This window comes from Desulfovibrio simplex (assembly GCF_055387835.1).
Map to the genome: position 1 here is coordinate 886,130 of NZ_AP042377.1, position 18,224 is coordinate 904,353.

The 18,224-nt window shown below is 57.5% G+C and carries 18 protein-coding genes and 1 tRNA gene; 5 read left to right on the plus strand and 14 right to left on the minus strand.

Annotated elements, in window-relative coordinates; all coding sequences use genetic code 11:
* Positions 1–103 precede the first annotated feature (103 nt).
* Entirely contained in the window at positions 104–889 is a 786-nt protein-coding gene (locus ACZ5DH_RS03640) for a DeoR/GlpR family DNA-binding transcription regulator (protein WP_464255796.1), read from the minus strand.
* A gap of 309 nt (positions 890–1,198) precedes the next feature.
* Between ACZ5DH_RS03640 and ACZ5DH_RS03645 the strand changes: the two genes are divergently transcribed.
* The 3 genes from ACZ5DH_RS03645 (at position 1,199) to ACZ5DH_RS03655 (ending at position 2,047) form a co-directional block, all read left to right on the plus strand.
* Positions 1,199–1,648, plus strand: coding sequence for a 2-keto-3-deoxygluconate permease (locus tag ACZ5DH_RS03645; protein ID WP_464255797.1), 450 nt, complete (start codon positions 1,199–1,201; stop codon positions 1,646–1,648).
* 79 nt (positions 1,649–1,727) lie between these two features.
* A complete protein-coding gene (locus ACZ5DH_RS03650; protein WP_464255798.1) occupies positions 1,728–1,919 on the plus strand; it encodes a hypothetical protein in 192 nt (63 codons plus the stop codon).
* 11 nt (positions 1,920–1,930) lie between these two features.
* Positions 1,931–2,047 (plus strand): 4-hydroxythreonine-4-phosphate dehydrogenase PdxA, encoded by a 117-nt coding sequence (locus ACZ5DH_RS03655; RefSeq protein ID WP_464255799.1) that lies wholly within the window; start codon positions 1,931–1,933, stop codon positions 2,045–2,047.
* Positions 2,048–2,498: 451 nt separating this feature from the next.
* Here the strand turns inward: ACZ5DH_RS03655 and ACZ5DH_RS03660 are convergent, their stop codons facing one another.
* The 7 genes from ACZ5DH_RS03660 to ACZ5DH_RS03690 all read right to left on the minus strand — a co-directional run bounded on the left by ACZ5DH_RS03660 (position 2,499) and on the right by ACZ5DH_RS03690 (position 9,081).
* A complete protein-coding gene (locus tag ACZ5DH_RS03660) occupies positions 2,499–2,900 on the minus strand; it encodes a hypothetical protein (RefSeq protein WP_464255800.1) in 402 nt (133 codons plus the stop codon).
* 882 nt (positions 2,901–3,782) lie between these two features.
* Positions 3,783–3,874: transfer RNA gene (locus ACZ5DH_RS03665), tRNA-Ser, on the minus strand.
* A gap of 281 nt (positions 3,875–4,155) precedes the next feature.
* Positions 4,156–4,296, minus strand: a complete 141-nt coding sequence (locus ACZ5DH_RS03670; RefSeq protein WP_464255801.1) for a hypothetical protein — start codon at positions 4,294–4,296, stop codon at positions 4,156–4,158.
* 11 nt (positions 4,297–4,307) lie between these two features.
* Positions 4,308–5,078 (minus strand): enoyl-ACP reductase FabI, encoded by a 771-nt coding sequence (locus ACZ5DH_RS03675; protein ID WP_464255802.1) that lies wholly within the window; start codon positions 5,076–5,078, stop codon positions 4,308–4,310.
* A gap of 359 nt (positions 5,079–5,437) precedes the next feature.
* Positions 5,438–6,319, minus strand: coding sequence for a phosphoribosylaminoimidazolesuccinocarboxamide synthase (locus ACZ5DH_RS03680; RefSeq protein ID WP_464255803.1), 882 nt, complete (start codon positions 6,317–6,319; stop codon positions 5,438–5,440).
* Positions 6,320–6,346: 27 nt separating this feature from the next.
* The gene (gene hisD, locus ACZ5DH_RS03685) at positions 6,347–7,651 is read right to left on the minus strand and encodes a histidinol dehydrogenase (protein ID WP_464255804.1); all 1,305 of its coding nucleotides are present in this window, start codon (positions 7,649–7,651) and stop codon (positions 6,347–6,349) included.
* 146 nt (positions 7,652–7,797) lie between these two features.
* Positions 7,798–9,081 (minus strand): hypothetical protein, encoded by a 1,284-nt coding sequence (locus tag ACZ5DH_RS03690; RefSeq protein WP_464255805.1) that lies wholly within the window; start codon positions 9,079–9,081, stop codon positions 7,798–7,800.
* 336 nt (positions 9,082–9,417) lie between these two features.
* Between ACZ5DH_RS03690 and grpE the strand changes: the two genes are divergently transcribed.
* Positions 9,418–10,041 (plus strand): nucleotide exchange factor GrpE, encoded by a 624-nt coding sequence (grpE, locus tag ACZ5DH_RS03695; RefSeq protein ID WP_464255806.1) that lies wholly within the window; start codon positions 9,418–9,420, stop codon positions 10,039–10,041.
* A 255-nt stretch (positions 10,042–10,296) separates the two neighbouring features.
* Here grpE and ACZ5DH_RS03700 read toward each other — a convergent pair whose 3' ends face one another.
* The 6 genes from ACZ5DH_RS03700 to ACZ5DH_RS03725 all read right to left on the minus strand — a co-directional run bounded on the left by ACZ5DH_RS03700 (position 10,297) and on the right by ACZ5DH_RS03725 (position 15,285).
* A complete protein-coding gene (locus tag ACZ5DH_RS03700) occupies positions 10,297–10,431 on the minus strand; it encodes a hypothetical protein (RefSeq protein WP_464255807.1) in 135 nt (44 codons plus the stop codon).
* Positions 10,432–10,613: 182 nt separating this feature from the next.
* Positions 10,614–11,687, minus strand: coding sequence for an HD domain-containing phosphohydrolase (locus tag ACZ5DH_RS03705; RefSeq protein WP_464255808.1), 1,074 nt, complete (start codon positions 11,685–11,687; stop codon positions 10,614–10,616).
* Positions 11,684–12,280 carry a PqiC family protein gene (locus ACZ5DH_RS03710; protein WP_464255809.1) on the minus strand — a complete coding sequence of 199 codons (597 nt, stop codon included), beginning with the start codon at positions 12,278–12,280 and terminating at the stop codon, positions 11,684–11,686. Before ACZ5DH_RS03710 ends, ACZ5DH_RS03705 begins: the two co-directional genes overlap by 4 nt.
* On the minus strand, positions 12,280–13,248 hold the full coding sequence (locus tag ACZ5DH_RS03715) for an MlaD family protein (protein WP_464255810.1): 969 nt from the start codon (positions 13,246–13,248) through the stop codon (positions 12,280–12,282). Before ACZ5DH_RS03715 ends, ACZ5DH_RS03710 begins: the two co-directional genes overlap by 1 nt.
* Positions 13,245–14,003, minus strand: a complete 759-nt coding sequence (locus ACZ5DH_RS03720) for an ABC transporter ATP-binding protein (RefSeq protein ID WP_464256496.1) — start codon at positions 14,001–14,003, stop codon at positions 13,245–13,247. The genes ACZ5DH_RS03715 and ACZ5DH_RS03720 overlap by 4 nt, the downstream gene beginning before the upstream one ends.
* Before the next feature lie 172 nt (positions 14,004–14,175).
* Positions 14,176–15,285, minus strand: coding sequence for an MlaE family ABC transporter permease (locus ACZ5DH_RS03725; RefSeq protein WP_464255811.1), 1,110 nt, complete (start codon positions 15,283–15,285; stop codon positions 14,176–14,178).
* A gap of 108 nt (positions 15,286–15,393) precedes the next feature.
* Between ACZ5DH_RS03725 and ACZ5DH_RS03730 the strand changes: the two genes are divergently transcribed.
* Positions 15,394–18,162, plus strand: a complete 2,769-nt coding sequence (locus ACZ5DH_RS03730) for a DNA polymerase I (RefSeq protein ID WP_464255812.1) — start codon at positions 15,394–15,396, stop codon at positions 18,160–18,162.
* Positions 18,163–18,224 lie beyond the last annotated feature (62 nt).

Genomic DNA, 18,224 nt, shown 5'->3' on the forward strand with positions numbered 1-18,224 from the left:
AGACCCTTTTGCAAAAGAGTCCCTCTCTCACAAGATAGCCCCCACAAAGCACTACAAAGTGAAATTGCGCGATTGCGTCACCGGGGGCGAGGCTGCTGGCGTGTCATTCTTCCCTGGTTTCGTTGTCTGCGCCGGAAGCGTTGACGCACATCAGACTCGCCCCGGCCTGCGCGAAGGGCTGGCAAAGAGCTTCATCCGCGTCAGTGACAAGGGTCCAGGTCAGTGGCAGTTGCGCCCAGACCGGCTGTGGAGCACAGCCCAGTTTGGAGGCGTCAACCAGCACGAATGTGTCCTTGGCCTGGCGCATCATGAGCAGCTTGAGCGATATCTGCTCCAGCGTGGCTTCACACAGGCCACGTTCGGCCAGAAGGCCGTTGCCGCTGGTAAAAGCCTTATCGGCCGTAAGGCAGCGCAGGGCGTCTTCGGCGAAAGGCCCATATGCGCTCATGCTGATCGGCCGGATGGAGCCGCCCAGAAAGATGGTTTTTATGTTGGGCGCATCCGCAAGAATGGCGGTGAGCTTGATATTGTTCGTGATGACGGTGAGTTCTTTGTCATACAGAAAACGGGCCATGGAGGTAATGGTGGAGCCGCCGTCAAGGATGATGGTTTCGCCGTTTTCAACCAGTGCCGCCGCCGCCTGGGCTATGGCCTGTTTGGCAGCGCGGTGCTGCCACTCGCGAACGGGATAGTTTTCTTCCTGAATACAGGGCGCAAGCATTGCGCCGCCGTAGGTGCGGGCCACGGCTTTTTCTTTGGAGAGCCTTTGCAAATCGCGCCGTACAGTGGAAAAAGAAACTCCAAATTTTTCAGCCAATAATTTTATGTCGTTGGCTCCGCTCGCGATGGCTTCGAGCATGGCCGTACGCCGTTCTCTGCTTCGCCGCATAGTTATCCTTCCTGTACGTGATTAGCCGATATATACCTTGAAGTGGGAATAAATGTAAGACTTCTTGGTGTATATAATATGCGCGAATTACGCAAAAATTTTATAAAAACCGCATTTTTCTGGTACAACTAAAAATTATTGCGCATTTTACTCACTCTGCCATGAATTCCTGAGTGTGCCAGAAAACGGGGCATTTTGTATTTTTTGCATGTTCCTTCGGGTTTATTGTGCCATTTTGTTGCGCAAATCAATCATTTTTTTTCTTGCCCCGATATGCGGGATGCGGTTACGCGGCTGGAGGGTGCAGCCATGCAGATCAAAAAGACTATGGAACGGGTTCCTGGTGGGCTGTATATGGCCCTCATGGGGCAATACGGCAGGCCCAGGGATGTTGCCTCATATTCCATTATGTGTCTTGAATCCGGCCTCTTTCTTACCATGGTAACGCTGGGTGTGGCCGGGCTTTCGGTCTTTCCCTGGCAGATGATGGTTGGCGCCGTCTTCCCCCTGGCTCTGGGCATGATTCTAGGCTACTTCGACAAAGATATGAGGGATTTTTTCAAGGCCGCTCCTGCGGGACTCATTCCGTTTTTCGCCTTTGCGCCCGGTACCGGGCTTGATCTTTCCAAGGTCTGGAATGCGGGCCTGCTTGGCGTTGAGCTTGGCATTTGTGTTGTGATAGTCACCGGCGTGGTTCTTTTTGTGGGCGACCGTCTGACCGGAGGCACGGGGGTTCCGCCATGGGCTGACCGCGCATGAGGGAATCAAGTTTTTTGTAAAGCCGCATGAAGCCACGGAGGTTTGGGCAAGAGACCACATCTGCCCCAGCGGCAATCGGGTGGAAAACCTCCATCAGGTCGGAGTAAAAACGTACAGCATCACCCTGGATGTGGTGCGGGGCGGCGCTGACGGGATCATGTCTCTGGTGCGCGACTGCATGGATAAAGGCTTTGACGGCGTTGTTTACGATGCGGAAACGCCAGATGACCTTGCAATCTATTGCCCAGGCTACCTGTCCTTTGGCGGATAACGTTTTTTTCCGTGATCCGGACTTCCGTGGGTCACGGAACAGCCTTTGACATAGCCGGAAAGGGCATAGCCAGTGAATACAGCCTTATTGAGGCTGTGCATCAGGCGGCATTGCTGAGCGCACGATAGAAGCCACCGCCCGCAAGGCGGCAGCGAAAAGATACCCTGATCCCGGCGCTGGCCGAGAGCAGGGTATCTTTGTTTTTGCAGGCGTCTGTTGCCGCAGCCTGTGCGCACAGGCTGACTGACGTGAAAAAAACTTCTTCAGACCGTATGCAACGCCTGTAAAGACCGCCCGGTAATACACGGCCATTTTGAGCATCCACTCTGAGCATCCACCTTGAGCTACGCGGGCGGGCTGCGTCGAGCGCCATCTGCGCCGCCCGGACTTTGCGCCATAAAACCTGAAGATAAAATAGTCTTGCAGGGGCAGAAAGGGGCTGCCGTTTTTGAGCCGGGTAAGCACAGAACATGTTTTCAGGGGTAAAATGTCCTGGCTGTGTGCATGCAGAATTTTTCCGCATGTCGGCGTGCCCGGCAGGTCCGTTTCTTTACAAGCACACGCGTGAGATGCCGTCAGTTACGTGCAAGAAGCCTGTACCGGACGGATGCCTTCGCCTACCGTAATGCCAAGCTTTTTGTTCTTTACTGGGTCAAACACAAAATGGACGGGCTTGTCCCATGTCTGGTCACAATAGAGATACAGCGCCTTGACAAAAAGCTTGTCTGCTCCGCAACGGACTTCCACCCATTGCCCGCACGTAAAGAGCGTTGCTTCATCAGCAGGGGGAACAAAGTCCTCTGTTGCGCCCAGAAGGTGGCTGGTCATATCATCATATGGAAGAATGTTACCTTCTGTCCACAGTGCGCGCCTGTCCAGCGTAACATGCCCACCACGTTCGGCATGCGAATAAAATGTTGCCGTCCATGGTTCTGATTTGGCAGAGCGCACCAGCACCTTGTCGAAAGGCTTCAGTTTCATCGTAGCGCCTTTTGTCAAAAGATAGTGTTTGTAGGGCGATCCATTGCGTATTCAATGGCAAGGCGGACCACCTTTGACGATCCACATACACAATGGTTCCGACAGGCCCGCTTCAACGCATAACTTCGCAAATGCCTGCATTTGTTCCCCCACTGTGAACGCCACGTACCAGTCGCCCACCAGTCGCCAATACGGTTTTACGGTGAAAATGCTCTGGCCCGGGGAAAGGCTGCCCGTTCACGGGCAATCGCCAATAAAAGCAGTCGCCATTATGGGCAGCTTCATAGGAAGACCTGTCCGTTTTTCCGCAACCTGCTGGTTAGAGAGTGCCTTCTGCAAGGTCTTCGCTGTGTATGCGACTGTCATGCTGACTATCAGGCTGTAAATAAACACGCAATTGTTTAACATTATTTATAAACAATTCGAAATTCTGATGCGGATACAGTATTTCGTGCCGGGCCGAGTCCCATCCTGAGTGGCAACGTAAACGGGCCTCTCCGGATGCCTCTGGCAAGATTTCATAACCTGTCCAACAAGTGCTGTGTGCTACAGTGGTTTTCAATGGGTCAGGCAGGGGGATATGGAGTCTCGCATTAAGACAGCATTTCAAGGGTACCCCGTGCTGTATGAGGAAACCAGAGAAGCAGCGAGCCCTCAGGATGTTACGCGGATGCTCTTTGCGAATGAAAAGGGTAAGCCACGCCCGTTACAACGCGTACCAGAGTGGGTAACCCGCGCTTGGCTTTCACAATAAGCGCCTGCCACGCAACCGCCAGAGCAATAGCAAAGTGAAATTGCTCCGGGCACCACGAATGACATCACGAATAGCTGGGATGAGATAAAGAAAAAGGGGCTACTGTTATCCAGTAACCCCTTGAAATATGGCGGAGAGGGAGAGATTCGAACTCTCGGTACGCTATTAACGTACACACGATTTCCAATCGTGCTCCTTAGACCAGCTCGGACACCTCTCCGCATTGCTTCGTCGTGCAAAGCCGAACCTGTATATGGCATATGCACAAAGAAGGCAAGAAAAAAATGCTAAAAATTATGGGCTACTGCCGTTCAACCCTATGCCAGCCGCCTAAGGTTTGCTCTCGGGCGGCGTTTTTTCGTTCTCAGATTTTTTTTCATCCCTCCGCCGGAGGGGTGGCGGGCGAAAGCCCATTCAGCAGATGCCGCCGCCAGTTTTGGTCAGCATCCAGAACAGGCCCCCCACAATGGCCACAGTCAGCAGGATTTTTATAAGCATTGCCTATTCCTGCCCAGGAGTCTTTTTCTTTTTGCGCTCTTCATCCGCCCGCTTTTTTTCAATTTTGGCCGAGCGGTAAAAAACCCAAAGCGCCAGGGCCGACAGCACCGTAATGGCCAAGGCGTTGAGCGTCAGGTTGCCCATAGTTTTTATCCTCAGGCGGTCGCGCCCACCTTGCTGAAGCCGCTGTCCACGTAAATAACCTGCCCCGTAACGGCGTGGGCCAGATCTGAAGCCAGAAAGGCCGCCACACCGCCGACATCGGCGGTAGTCACATTGCGGCGCAGGGGAGAGTTGCTCTCCACCATGTTGAAAATATCCTTGAGGCTGGACACGGCCGAGGCGGCCAGCGTTTTGATGGGCCCGGCGCTGATGGCGTTGACGCGCACGCCCTTGGGGCCGAGATCATACGCCAGGTAGCGCACGGAGGCCTCAAGCGCGGCCTTGGCGACGCCCATGACGTTGTAACCGGGGATGACCTGCGTGGACCCGTGGTAAGTCATGCTGAGCACAGAGGCGTTTTCGGTAAGGAGCGGTTCAAATGCGCGGCACAGCCCGGTAAGGGAATAGGCCGAAACTTCGAGCGCAAGCTTGAAACCATCACGCGACGTGTCCACAAAGCGGCCGCAAAGGTCATCCCGGTTGGCAAAAGCCACGGAATGCACCAGAATGTCCAGATCGCCCCATTTTTCTTTGACAAGGGCCGCAGCGTCGTCAATCTGCCCATCGTCGCACACGTCACACTGGAAGGTAAATTCGCCGCCCAGTTCTTCACTCAGAGGTTCCACGCGCTTTTTAATGGCGTCGCCCACATAGTTGAAAGCAAGGCGCGCGCCCTGAGCTTTGAGGGCAGCGGCGATGCCGTATGCGATGCTTCTATTGTTGGCCAGTCCCATTATCAGGGCTTTCTTTCCTTGCAGCAGCATGAGTCCTCCTAAGAGAATACAGTCCGGCCATGGCCGGCAATGGTTGTTTTTCACCGCTGCCGTCTGTGACGGCGCGGCTGTAATAAAAATCTGTCGGAAGCGCCTGCGGTGTGATTATCCGCTGCGCGGCCCTCGGGGGTGGCCCTGGCTTGCGCGCATGGCAAACCGCCACGGCAGGCCTGAAGCGCCTGGCATACTGCAAGCACGCCTTAAGTCTGCCAGTCGTCGGGCCGCGTTGCGGCAAAAGCCGACGTATGCTCCCCGGCCTTTGCCAGTGCTCGGCGCAATCTGCAGATACGCACAAGCAAAGGCCGGGTCAGCCGATGCGCCGCAACAAGGCGGCGCGTTGGCTGAAGGAATTATTTTGTAAGAATTTCGTAAGCTTCTTTGTATTTATTGGCAGTTGCCGTGATAATTTCTTCAGGCAGCGGCGGAGGCGGAGGCTGCATGTTCCAGGGCTGCTTTTTCAGCCAGTCGCGCAGGTACTGCTTGTCAAAACTGGGCTGACCCTGTCCGGGCTTGTACTGGTCCGCAGGCCAGAAGCGTGAAGAGTCGGGCGTGAGCACTTCATCAATAAGATGCAGCTTGCCGTCAATCATGCCGAATTCAAATTTGGTGTCGGCCACGATGATTCCACGGCCAGCAGCATACGCGCGGCCTGCCTCATAGATGGCCAAAGACGTTTCTTCAACCTTGCGGGCCAGGTCTTCACCCATAAGCTGCGCAGCCTGGGCCACGCTGATGTTTTCGTCATGCTGCCCCAGCTCCGCCTTGGTGGAAGGCGTGAAGATGGCGGGCTCCAACTTGTCGGACTCGCGCAGGTTGGCAGGCAGGGCGTAGCCGCACAGAGAGCCGGTGGCCTGGTAATCCTTCCAGCCGGACCCGGTGATGTAGCCCCGCACGATGCACTCCACAGGCAACGGGCTGGCTTTGCGCACCAGCACAGAACGGCCTTCAAGCTCGTCCTTCCACGGGGCCAGTTCCGCCGGGAAGCGGTTGACGTCGCTTTCAACCAGGTGGTTGGGGATGATGTGCCTGAATTTTTCCATCCAGAACAGGGTGATCTGATTCAGGATCACGCCCTTGTACGGGATGGGCTCGTTCATGATCACGTCAAAGGCCGACATGCGGTCTGTGGTGACAATGAGCAGGGTTTTTTCGTCCACGTTGTAGATGTCGCGAACCTTCCCGCGAGAGAGCAGGGGATAGGCGCTGATGTCTGTCTTGACAACAACTTTCATGAGGGCTCCTGATACTTGTCAGCCTGATTATTTTTTTGCGCGTGCTTCCACGCTGCGGGCGTGCGCTTCAAGCCCTTCCATACGGGCGAGAGCGGCTATGGCCTGCATATTTTGCTGTATAAAAGTCGATGACGCGGCCACAATGCTGGTTTTTTTGCAGAATGTCTGTACCGAAAGGGCTGAGGAAAAGCGCGCCGTGCCCAGGGTGGGCAGCACGTGGTTGGGCCCTGCAAAGTAGTCGCCCACGGCTTCGGGGCTGTGTTGTCCCATAAAGACGGCCCCTGCGTGGCGGATATGCGGCAACACGCCCCAGGGGTCGCGCGTGCAGATTTCCAGATGTTCCGGGGCCACCATATTTGCCACGGCCACGGCCACGCTCAGATTGGGCGTAACCACAATGGCTCCCCACTCTTCAAGCGACCGGGCGGCGGTGGTGGCTCTGGGCAGGGCCATGCACTGCTTGTCCAGTTCCTGCCGGATGCTTTCGGCCAGACGCGGGTCGTCAGTGACGCAGATGGCGGAGGCAAGCGTGTCGTGCTCTGCCTGCGAAAGCATGTCCGCCGCCACCCACGCGGGATTGGCGGAGGAATCAGCCAGGATGAGAACTTCGCTCGGGCCAGCGATCATGTCGATGCCGACCATGCCCTGCACCAGGCGTTTGGCGGTGGTGACGAAAATATTGCCCGGCCCGGCAATGACATCAACGGGCGCGATGCTTTCCGTGCCGTGGGCCATGGCCGCAATGGACCACGCCCCGCCCACACGGTAGACTTCTTCGATATCCAGCAGATGGGCGGCGGCGAGAATGTGCGGGTTGACGCTGCCGTCCTTGCGCGGCGGAGTGCAGATGGCAAGGCGCGGAACCCCGGCCACCTGCGCGGGGATGGCGCACATGAGCAGGCTGGAGATGAGCGGCGTATTGCCGCCCTGTCCGCCGGGTACATAAAGCCCCGCAGCGTCCATAGGCAGAACGTGCTGCCCGAGAATGCTGCCGTCAGGCCTTGTGGTGAACCACGATTTTTCCAGTTGGGCTTCGTGAAAAGCACGGATATGGATGGCAGCCTGACTGATGACTTCCCTGTTTTCGGCGGGAACGGCAGCGGCGGCGCGCGCTATTTCCTGCTCGCTCACACGAAGCGGTGGCGCGAAATCCGGGCAGTCAAAATTGCGGGTATACTCCACCAGGGCTTCATCGCCTTTTTCGCGTACCGCGGCGATAATATCACGCACGGCGCTTTCCACCCCGTCACCGGGGTTGTGGCGCCCTTGCAGCCATTGGGCGAGCTTGGGCCATTCCTGCTCGCTATGCAGTGTCAATGTCCGGCATGTCATAGTATTTTCCTCACCTCAGTTGGGGGGAATATACAGAAGGGCCGGAGGAATGTCGAGGCTCCCCTGATCCAGCGCGGCAACGTCAGAATGGGGTCAGTGGCGAGCAAAAACGGGCAGGGGTTTGAGTGCCGACGTGGGACTGTCGGCTATCTGCCTATGGCGAAATCGGGTGCGGCGAATCGGGACATTCCGGTGGTGGTGACGGGACCGCCATAGGGGCTGCCCTTCCCGATGGGTGGGTCCGGCAGGGTGGCAAGGTAGTCAATTGCCGGAAGGCATACCTCGCGCAGGCGGGCGGTGAGCGCGCCCCTGCGAGCGCGTTCAGCGGCCATATCCGCTTCTAGCCGCGTCTGGAAGGCGCGCAGCCAGGCAACGGCGCTGATTGTGGCTTCAACCTGATCTTGCGGATCAATTTGCTGTAATCCTTTGGCAAATTTTGCAATCTGACTAAACTGCGTTTCTGCGTTGCGCAAGGGGGAATGTGGGGGCATGAGCTCGTACCGGGCATACCCAAGCACATCGTCAAGGCATATGGGTTTGACAAAGGGCAGGGGCCTGCCGACCAGCAGAAGCCCGTTATCCGACTCCTCAAGGGCACGGCCTATCTGCGTGTACATGTAGGCGTCTTTCAGGCGGGCCTGGGCATCATCCGAGGTAAGTATTTCATAAACAGCATCGCCGAAGGCAGGGGCATGTCCTTTGTTCATGGCAATGGTGAGGTATTTGTGGGCCAGGGACTGGTCAGGGGAATTGGGCAGGGTATAGCCGGACTTTTCTCCCCCAAAGCGGTACCAGCGTGATATCTCATGTGCGGCAGGGGCATAGCCTGCATCGGCAGCCAAAAGCAGCCATTGCAGGTTTGAGCCCGTGTTCCAGCGGGTCGCATAGGCGTGCATGGATTTGGGATCGCCAAGAAAGGCTCCTCTGGTGAAGGCGCTGCGTGTATGGCCGATGCCTTCGTCGTAAAGAGCCAGTCGTGCGTAGACCCAGCCTGGCGAGGTGTACTGGGCCGCCCAGTCAAGCCAGAAGGCTGTGGAGTGCATGAAGTCGGGAATGTCGGGATGGGTTGGGGGCAGGGAGGAGGAAGTGCATTGTATCCGTATGATGAGGTCGGCCATGGCCACAGGATTGCCCTGCAGGGCCTCCTTGAGAACGAACAGATACTGTGTTTCCCCCCAGCAGCCCATATAGCGGGGTTTGGGCCTGTTGCATCCAGGCGGCGAAAAATACCAGTCCGGGTCTTCAATAACGGGCGCAGTGACCTGAAGCTGATGCGGTGATATCTGGCCGCAGTATTTGAAATCCTTATTGGTACAAACGAGTTCCGGCAGGGATTGGACTCCAATTTTTGGCGTGAAGGTGGACTCTTCAGCCATGGCTGGTAGAGAGAATAGCAGAAAGCAGATAATAAAACCGTTGCGCCATGACATTATATTAGCCTCCAGGGCAGAAGAAGAACAGATTTGGAGTACGCTAACTCAGGGACATGTCGGCAATGTGTTCGCAATAGTAACTAATAGCATGGCATGAAACGGAATTGCGTAATTGAAGGGCAAAATCAATCAGCAGGCATAGTAAAGGATTGGCAGGAAGGTTGGTCGGTCACGATTTTATTGAATTTTTAAATACCATAATATCTATTTATAAACTTATATTTGAAATTGTAAAAACGTCAAGTGCCTTTGCAGCCTTGACAGTCAAGGAGGGGGAACTTAGTTACATCAGATGAACGCGCCGCTGCTGGCGGGGCGACTTTGGGAGGAATCATGCAGCGTCATAAAATGCAGAAAATTTATGGAGAGACAGAGCCGACGGAAGACCAGTTTTCTGAAGACGGCCTGAATTTTAACAATCCTGGGGACCCGCAGGATTTGGATGGCGTGGTGGATCCTGTCTCGCTGGACGATATGCCTGAAGTTCATTGGGGGCAATCATCTGAGCCCTCCGCCGCTGAAATAGAAGCGCGTTGCAAGGCTGAGCAGGAAGAAATGCGCCTGCGCATGGCCGCTGAAATGGACAATTTTAAAAAACGCCTCAAGCGGGAACATGAAGAACAGGTGCGCTACGCCGCTGAAAACGTTTTGAGCGATTTGCTGCCGAGCCTCGATAACCTCGATCTGGCGTTGCAGTATGGCAGCACCAATGAAGTGTGCAAGGATATGATGCAAGGGATCGCCATGACGCGCAAGCTTTTGCTTGAAGCTACAGGCAAGCACGGCCTGTGTCCTATCGGCGAAGAAGGGGAGGAGTTCAATCCTGCTCTGCACGAAGCTGTGGGATTTGACGCGCGGCCTGAACTGGCTCCCGGATCTGTCGCACGCGTATTGCAGCGCGGGTATAAATTGGGCGACCGTCTTCTGCGCCCGGCAAAGGTTATGGTTAATCCCTGAGCTCACTGACCCGCGCGCGAATTTTTTACGGGTGTACTCCCTGGTTTGCGCAGATTTTTTTGTGGGGCAGGCATGCCCGTTCTGATGTGGAGATACATAAAAAGTGCCCGCCGGACATGTCCAGCGGGCACTTTTTATGTAATGTGGGAGGGAGCAGGTTCGGCCTTGTAGCGCCTGGAAAAAACTGACTTCTTTAGACCAGATTAACTTTGAGAATGGACATTCTCAAAGTTTAAGACACGCATGCTTCGGCGCTTAACAGCGCAAATAAATAGCGGTGCTGTCTTCGCGGCAGCCGTTGCCCGCAGGGCTTACGGATGGCGACAGCGATTGTATGGGGCAAGCCGTGTCGTTACGCGTGCTGTCTTCAAGCGTAGTTTCCTGCGTCACAACGCTTGAAGCATCCGTAAGCCCTGCGGGCAACGGCTGAAGCTGCGCTTACGCCTTCGCTACGGGCGCCTGCTCACGCAGTCGCCAGAGCAATTTCAAAGTGAAAATGCTCTAACCCCAAGCCGATAACGTTTTTAGAGGGTGGGGTCCCTCCTCACAGAGCATTTCAACGTGACATGGCCCTAATCGCTGTACCGTTCGGCAATGGCCTTGAATTCATCCTGAATCGCAAGAAATGCCTCCACCACCTCAGGGTCGAACTGCGTGCCCTTGCCGTCAAGAATAATGTCGGCCGAAGTTTCGTGCGGCATGGCCGGCTTGTATACCCGCTGGCTGCGCAGGGCGTCGTACACGTCGGCCAGACTCATAAGCCGGGCCGACAATGGAATTGCGTCTTCTCCGAGGCCGCGGGGATAGCCACGACCGTCCCACCTTTCGTGATGGCAGTAGGCAATGTCGCTGGCAACCTTCAAAAAAGAGTCTTCACCCAAAAATTTGTCCGCAGCGGCGAGAACGGCTCTGCCATACGTGGTGTGCTCCTTCATTGACTCGTATTCTTGATCGGTAAGCGGGCCGGGTTTGTGCAATACGGTGTCGGCTATGGCGACCTTGCCCACGTCGTGCAGTGGGGCAGAAAGGTACAGCCAGGAAATGGCGTCGGCATTCAGCGTGTCGCGGTATTTGGGCAGATTTGCCATATGCAGGGCAAGCGCTTTTACGTAGTTTTGCGTACGCTTGATGTGCGCCCCGGTTTCTGTGTCGCGCCATTCCGCCAGAGTGGCCATGGCGTGAATGGTGGCTTCCTGCGTGAGGACCAGCTGACGGGTGCGCTCGTGCACCAGTTCGTTGAGATGGTCGCGGTAGCGCTTGTACGTAAGCTGGTTTGCAACGCGGTTGCGAACCAGAGATACGCGGAAGGGTTTGACGATATAGTCCTGCGCCCCGAGAGAGAGCCCGGTGGCCTCGTCTGTTTCTTCATTCTGCGCCGTGATGAACATGACGGGAATGTCGCGCGTGGCCGGTTCTTGCTTGAGGCGGCGGCATACTTCGTAACCATCCATGCCGGGCATTATGACGTCCAGCAGGATGAGGTCCGGTTGCGGCGTACTGTTGGCCAGACGTAGCGCGTCCGGCCCGTTTTTGGCAAACATGATGGTGTAGTCCGCGCGCAGGTTTTCGCTCAGGATGCGCAGATTTTCCGGAGCGTCGTCAACCAGCAGTATACAACTGCGTTGCGCTGTCGCGGCCATGCTCATCGTTTGCCGCCCGTGAGGGTGGGAAGTCGCCCGGCCAGGTGTTCCGCCATTTTCTGCACCAGGCGGCTCTCTGTGGCGGTCAGCACGTCGTAGCCCTTGCCCGGCACGGGCTCTTCGTCGACAAAAATGCCGCGCGCCAGAACGTCATTGAATTTGTTGCGCAGGGTCCAGCGCACGTCCAGCACGGCTTTTTGATCAAAATTGCCGTCAAGGCGCTGCACATCAAGGTACAGAACATAGTCTGCGGTGGATTCGTCACCGGCGGGCAAAACATTGATTCCGGCTTCCAGCATGGGCCGGGTCAGCACTTCGCGCGTAACGCGGCGCACGCCGTGACTCAGGGGTTCGCCCCAGCTGTGAAACTGGGCCACGATAAGTTGTGTTGATTCGCCCACCCGGCTCACTATGCCCTCGCGATCCAGATACTCCGGTACGCTCACAGGGGCCACGCGCAGGCTTTTGGCGGGCAGGCTGTCTGCGGAGACGGGGGTGAGGCGACTTTCGAGCAGGTAAAAGTTGGTGGGCGTGCTGCGCGCGCAAGCGGCCAGCAAAACCGTGAGCGCCAGAAAAATAAACAAGGCTTGGCGTTGCATCAGCGTTTTCCTTGTCTGCCCATGATCAGGGCTTCAGGGTTGCGTTCAAGCATTTGCGCAACATTGCGGATGGCCCGCAAGGTTTCTATGCTGTCCTTGATCAACCGGCGAACGTCGTTGACGGTGGGCGAATCCCGACCGAGCAGGCTCTGGGCCGAGGCCGTGACCACGCGCAACTGGTCCGCCGCAAGGCTCATGCTTTCAAGGGCGGAACGCAGGGTGGCGAGGGTGGCAGGCAGCTGACTGTCCACGGTGGCCACTGTCTTGTTGAGACTTTGCAGGATGGTTTCGGCATTTTGGCGCAGTGCGCTGTTCTTGAGAATACCATCAAGTTCTTCAAACGTCTGCGTAAAGGCTCTGAGGCCCCGCCCGAGACTGTCGTCGGCGAGGCCCTGGGCCAGATTTTGCAATATGTTGTCCAGGGCTCTGGCCATGGACTCCAGCGGCAACTGTGAGAGCGTGGTCTGCAGGGTGTCGATGGGGGAAGGTATGGTGGGAATTTCCGAGTCCGGCGTGCCGGAACGGAAGACCGCCGGGGTGCCGGGAAAAAAGTCCAACTCAATGCGGTACTGCCCCGTGATAAGACTTTGCAGTTGCAGGCGGGCGCGCAGGCCGCGCTGCACCATCCGGCGCACGATTTCTTCGCGCACGGATTCTGAAATGGGGGCCGAGCCTCTGGCGCGCACGAAGCTTTGTTCGTCAATGCGGATGTAAACGGGGATGGTGACGTTGGAGTCCCGCGTGTTGGCCACAAGGTTGATGCGTGTCACGCTGCCCATGGGAACCCCGCGAAACACAACCGGAGCGCCAGTGGAAAGGCCGCTGACGGAGCCGTCGAAGTAGAGCACGTACTGCATGTCGTTGCTGAACAGACGGCCCCCGCCCAGCACGATGAATCCCAGAGCCAGAAGGGCCAGCCCCCCCAGCACAAAGGCGCCTACCGTGGTTTTGTATTTTTGTGAACTCATAGGGCCGTTCCTTTGTCCGGCTCGGAGTCGCCGGAGGTTTCCGTCTGATCGGTTTCGGCGTGACTGCGTTCACCCCTGGTCAGAAAAAGCATGGCGCTGGGCGCTGTGTCGGGGGCGTGCAGCAACTGGTGCGGATTGCCGCAGGCGGCCACCTGGCGGGTCTGGGCATCCAGAAAGATAAGATTGCTGGCAATGGCGTAAATGCTGGCCAGTTCGTGTGAAACGATAACAAAGGTCGTGCCAAGGCTTGCACGCAGCTCCAGAAGGAGATCGTCCAGAAGACGGGAACTGACGGGGTCAAGCCCGGCCGAGGGTTCGTCAAGAAAAAGAATTTTGGGGTCAAGGGCCAGAGCGCGGGCGAGTCCAGCGCGTTTGCACATGCCGCCGCTGATTTCAGACGGGTAGTAGTCCTCAAAACCCGCAAGGCCAGCCAGAGCCAGCTTGAGCTTGGCCTGTTCGCGTATGGCCTCGTCGCTGAGGTCGGTATACTGCTGCAGGGGCAGGCCCACGTTCTCCGCCAGGGTCATTGAACTCCACAGCGCGCCGCTTTGAAAAAGCACGCCTGTTTCACGCACCAACTGGTGACGCTGGTCTTCATTGCCGGCCCAGAAGTCGGTTTTGCCATACAGGACGTTTCCGGACTGCGGGGGCTTCAGCCCCATGAGTACCCGCAAAAGCGTGCTTTTGCCGCATCCGGAACCGCCGGTGATAAAAAAGATGTCTCCGGCATGCACGTCAAATGTCACGTCGCGCATGAGGACGTAAGAACCATACCCGACCTGCAACTGGTTTACGCTGATGCGCACTTCCCGCTGATCCGGCTGGACGGGCTGCCCCTGTTCCCCATCCGGGGATGGGCGGGCATTTTCGGCGATTCCGGTGGGCAGGGGGGATGGGGATGATGTCATGGTGTTGCTGCTGGGCATGTCAGATGTTTATCACGTTGCAGATGACTGTTATTATGGCTGTGGACACGATAATGCCCACAATGGCGTGCACCACGGCAGTGGTTGTGGCCTGCCCCACGGCCTGGGCGCTGCGCCCGCAGCGCATGCCCTGAAAGCAGCCTGTCATGGCGATGATAACGCCGAAAACCGTGCCGTAGGTGAGGCCGATGAAGACGTGTTTGTAGGGGACCATCTGCATGGTGGCGTTGACATATTCCATAGGGTTGATTTTCAGCATGGTGATCGCCACAACATAGCCGCCTATAACGCCCATAAGGTCGGCGTACAGCGTCAGCAGGGGAATCATGGCCGTCAGCGCCACCACCCGGGGCAACACCAGAAAATCAATGGGGGAAATGCCCAGGGTGGCCAGGGCGTCCACCTCTTCATTAACCTGCATGGTGCCGATGAGGGCGGCATAGGCGGCGCCGACCCTGCCCGCCATGACCACGCCCACCATGACGGCTCCCATAACGCGCAGCATGCCTATGCCCACAAGCCCCGCCACGTAGATTTGCGCGCCGAACTGCGTTAGCTGCACCGCGCCCACAAAGGCCAGAATAAGGCCGAAAAGCATGCTGGTTATGGAAATGATGGGCAGCGCCTGCACGCCGCATTCCTGCATGGCTGACAGCAGGTCTTGCGGTCGCATTTGCGAGCGGCCAACTATAAGACGGCCCACGGCCAGCGTCACATCACCCACAAAGCTCACAAAATCTGTTACTCGTGGCGGCAGGTCGAGGGTAGCCTGGCCCACACGCTGCACGAAACTGAGTTTTTCTTTTTTGCGGTCAGATCCTGCCTTGGCGGGCACGGCAAAAGCCAGTTTGAGAAGACGCTCGAGACCCTCGGGCAGATGGTTCTGGATGCGCAGCTTGCGATCCTCGGCCGCCTTGGTAAGTTGCACGAGAAAGACCAGCAGGCTGCTGTCCCAGGTTTCGAGACCGTCGCTCTCAAGGCATAGTTCGTGGATGCTCTGATCGGCCAGAGAGTTGAGGGCGGCTTCGGCTTCAGGGGGCCATGCCGTATCGATATTCCAGCCGCCCCCCACGCTCACGCGAAGAAGCGGACCCTGAATGGAAGCTGTCACTTGCGGACTTGTTTCCATCACTATAGTATACGCATGGCTTGATTTATCCGCAAGGGCCACGTGCGCAAAAAGCGTGCGGGCTTTTTCACCTTCAACCCACGGTCTGCCATGTCTTTAAAAAACCGCCTTGATCTTGCCGCCGAGCCCGTTTTTCTGATGGATGGCTCCGCCTTTATTTACCGGGGTTTTTTCGCCAACAGAAACATGCAGCGCTCTGACGGTTTTCCCACCAATGCCCTGGTGGTGGTGACCCGGGTGCTTCTGCGCATTCTGCGCGAGGAAAGGCCGCGGTATTTTCTGTTCGTCAAGGACGGCAGGGGCAAGAACTTCAGGCATGACATCTATCCCCTGTACAAGGCGAACCGTGACGCCACCCCCGAAGACCTGATCCGGCAGATGGAGCCCATCGAACGCATGGTCGCCGCCCTGGGCATGAACCTTGAGGTTTCCGACGGCTGCGAGGCCGACGATTGCATAGCCTCATTGGCCGCGCGCCTCTCAAAGGAGCGCCCGGTGGTCATTGTCAGCGGCGACAAGGACCTCAAGCAATGCCTTGGCCCCAATATTTTCATGTGGGATCCTGCTTTCAAGGACGAAAAACTGCTTACTTCAGAGCAGTTTACGAAAGAAAGCGGCCTGACCCCAGCTCAATGGCCCGATGTGCAGGCCCTTGTGGGCGACACCAGCGACAACATCCCCGGCGTGCCCGGCATCGGCCCCAAAACCGCCGCCAAGATTTTTGAGATATGCCCGACCCTTGAGGATATTCGCGACCATTTCGCCCTGCTGCCCCCCAAACTTCAGGCCAAGCTGCGCGACCATCTGGATGACATGTTCACCTGGCGCGAACTGACCACTCTGTCGCTGGATGTCTGCACCGGCGTTGAACTGAGCGACCTTCAGGTGCGGCCCATCGACGCGGCCGGTTGCGCGGCCCTGGCCGAAGAATTCGAACTGCACGCCCTGCGCCGCGAAATGGCTTCGCTGGAGCGGATGCAGCTTTCCGCCCAGTCTGGTGTTGCCGCGGAAGGGGCAAAGCCCCGCGCGCAAAACGGCGCTTCATCTGCCGCATCCGCCGCATCCCCCGCATCCGGCGCGCCTTCGGCAGAAAAAAACGGCGGGGCCGGCCCTGCCTCCCGGGGGCAGGGGCCGCAGCCTCAGCCGCCCAAGGGTGCTGGCGCGCAGATGAGCCTTCTTGATGTGGCCGAAGAAAAGGCTGCTCCGCAAGCGTATGCTGTCGCGGATCTGCCTGACTGCAATGGGGTCGACGTGGCTCTGGTATGGCCCAAGGGCGCGGGGGCCGCGCCCCATGCTGCTGTGACGGGCGGCGAGGATGTCTGCTGGATGGGCAGCGCGGGCGAGCTTTGCGCCTGGGCCTCTCACGCGCGGCGCATAATCACGCCTGACCTCAAAGGCTTGCTGGCCGCGGCCTCTTGCTGGCGTGAGCTCGCGCGAAAAAAATCCCCGGATTTCTTTATGGATATTGGTCTGGCCGCCTACCTTATAAATCCTGAAGAAAGTGATTACGGCTGGCCGCGCCTTGCCGTGCACTGGGGCGCGCCACTGCGCGACGACGGCCCCGGCCCGGCTCTGCTGGCCCTGCGCATGGCGGCGGTGCTTGAAGCGCGCATGCGACAGGATGACCTGCTGCGGCTCTATAATGATCTTGAACTGCCCCTCACCCCGGTGCTGGCGGATATGGAAGGACGGGGCATAGCCATTGACGTCGCCGCGTTCGAGACCTTTCTTGCCGATGTGCAGGCCGAACTCGACAAACTGACGGCCGCGGTTTACGCGGCGGCGGGCAAGGAGTTCAATATCCGCTCGGCGCAGCAGCTTGGCGACGTGCTTTTCAGCACGCTTGATCTTCCCTCGCCGCGCAAAACCAGGGGCGGGCAGGCGTCCACCAGCCAGGAAACCCTTGAAAAGCTGGCGGGTCGCCACCCTGTGGTAGAAAGTATCCTGCAATTCCGCAAGCTTGAAAAGATGCGTTCCACCTATCTTGATCCCCTGCCGCGCCTGATGGACAGTCAGGGGCGCATCCACACGACCTTTAACCAGAAAGCCACAGCCACTGGGCGTCTTTCATCCAGCAACCCGAATTTGCAGAATATTCCTGTCCGTGGCGAACTTGGCAAGCGCATGCGCTCCTGCTTTATCGCCAGGGCGGATCACGCCCTGGTGTCCGCAGATTACTCGCAGGTGGAACTGCGCGTTCTGGCTCATATGTCGCAGGACGCGGCCCTGCTTGAAGCTTTTCGCAAGGGCGAGGACATTCACGCCCGCACGGCCGCCCTGGTCTATGACCTGCCCGCTGACCAAGTGACCCCTGACCAGCGTCGTAATGCCAAGACCATCAACTTTGGCCTCATTTACGGGATGGGCGCGCAAAAATTGGCCCAGGAACTTAAAATCACCACCAATGAGGCCAAGGAATTCATTGCCCGCTATTTCGCGCGCCTCACGGGCCTCAAGGAATTTTACGAGTCGGTTGAAGCCACGGCCAAGCGGCAAGGATACGTGGTCACGCTTGGCGGCCGCCGCCGTCTTCTGCCCGACATCCATTCGGCCAACGGACAGGCTTATGCCCTGGCGCGACGTCAGGCCATCAACACGGTTATTCAGGGGTCAGCCGCCGACATCATCAAGCTGGCCATGCTGGCCGTGGCCAGGGACGCGCGACTGCGGGACAGCAGAGCCAGCCTGCTGCTTCAGGTGCATGACGAACTGCTGCTGGAAGTGCCGCAGGCAGACGCCAAGGCGGCCGGCGCGCGCGTCGCCGAGCTTATGAGCGCGGTTATGCCGGGCAACGAATCCCTTTCAGTGCCGCTGGTGGTCGATTGGGGTGTGGGCAACGACTGGGGTTCCGCGCATTAGCGCCATGGCATTTTGAAGTGCTTTGTTGGGGGAAAAATGCTTTGTGGGGGAGGGACCCTTTT

What these genes read in the sequence shown, in the direction of transcription:
- ACZ5DH_RS03730 (WP_464255812.1), top strand. Translation starts at nt 15,394, where the DNA reads ATGTCTTTAAAAAACCGCCTTGATCTTGCCGCCGAGCCCGTTTTTCTG.
- ACZ5DH_RS03640 (WP_464255796.1), bottom strand. Translation starts at nt 889, where the DNA reads ATGCGGCGAAGCAGAGAACGGCGTACGGCCATGCTCGAAGCCATCGCG.
- ACZ5DH_RS03690 (WP_464255805.1), bottom strand. Translation starts at nt 9,081, where the DNA reads ATGTCATGGCGCAACGGTTTTATTATCTGCTTTCTGCTATTCTCTCTA.
- ACZ5DH_RS03710 (WP_464255809.1), bottom strand. Translation starts at nt 12,280, where the DNA reads ATGCAACGCCAAGCCTTGTTTATTTTTCTGGCGCTCACGGTTTTGCTG.
- ACZ5DH_RS03715 (WP_464255810.1), bottom strand. Translation starts at nt 13,248, where the DNA reads ATGAGTTCACAAAAATACAAAACCACGGTAGGCGCCTTTGTGCTGGGG.
- grpE (WP_464255806.1), top strand. Translation starts at nt 9,418, where the DNA reads ATGCAGCGTCATAAAATGCAGAAAATTTATGGAGAGACAGAGCCGACG.
- hisD (WP_464255804.1), bottom strand. Translation starts at nt 7,651, where the DNA reads ATGACATGCCGGACATTGACACTGCATAGCGAGCAGGAATGGCCCAAG.
- ACZ5DH_RS03705 (WP_464255808.1), bottom strand. Translation starts at nt 11,687, where the DNA reads ATGAGCATGGCCGCGACAGCGCAACGCAGTTGTATACTGCTGGTTGAC.
- ACZ5DH_RS03720 (WP_464256496.1), bottom strand. Translation starts at nt 14,003, where the DNA reads ATGCGCGACGTGACATTTGACGTGCATGCCGGAGACATCTTTTTTATC.
- ACZ5DH_RS03675 (WP_464255802.1), bottom strand. Translation starts at nt 5,078, where the DNA reads ATGCTGCTGCAAGGAAAGAAAGCCCTGATAATGGGACTGGCCAACAAT.
- ACZ5DH_RS03660 (WP_464255800.1), bottom strand. Translation starts at nt 2,900, where the DNA reads ATGAAACTGAAGCCTTTCGACAAGGTGCTGGTGCGCTCTGCCAAATCA.
- ACZ5DH_RS03645 (WP_464255797.1), top strand. Translation starts at nt 1,199, where the DNA reads ATGCAGATCAAAAAGACTATGGAACGGGTTCCTGGTGGGCTGTATATG.
- ACZ5DH_RS03680 (WP_464255803.1), bottom strand. Translation starts at nt 6,319, where the DNA reads ATGAAAGTTGTTGTCAAGACAGACATCAGCGCCTATCCCCTGCTCTCT.
- ACZ5DH_RS03670 (WP_464255801.1), bottom strand. Translation starts at nt 4,296, where the DNA reads ATGGGCAACCTGACGCTCAACGCCTTGGCCATTACGGTGCTGTCGGCC.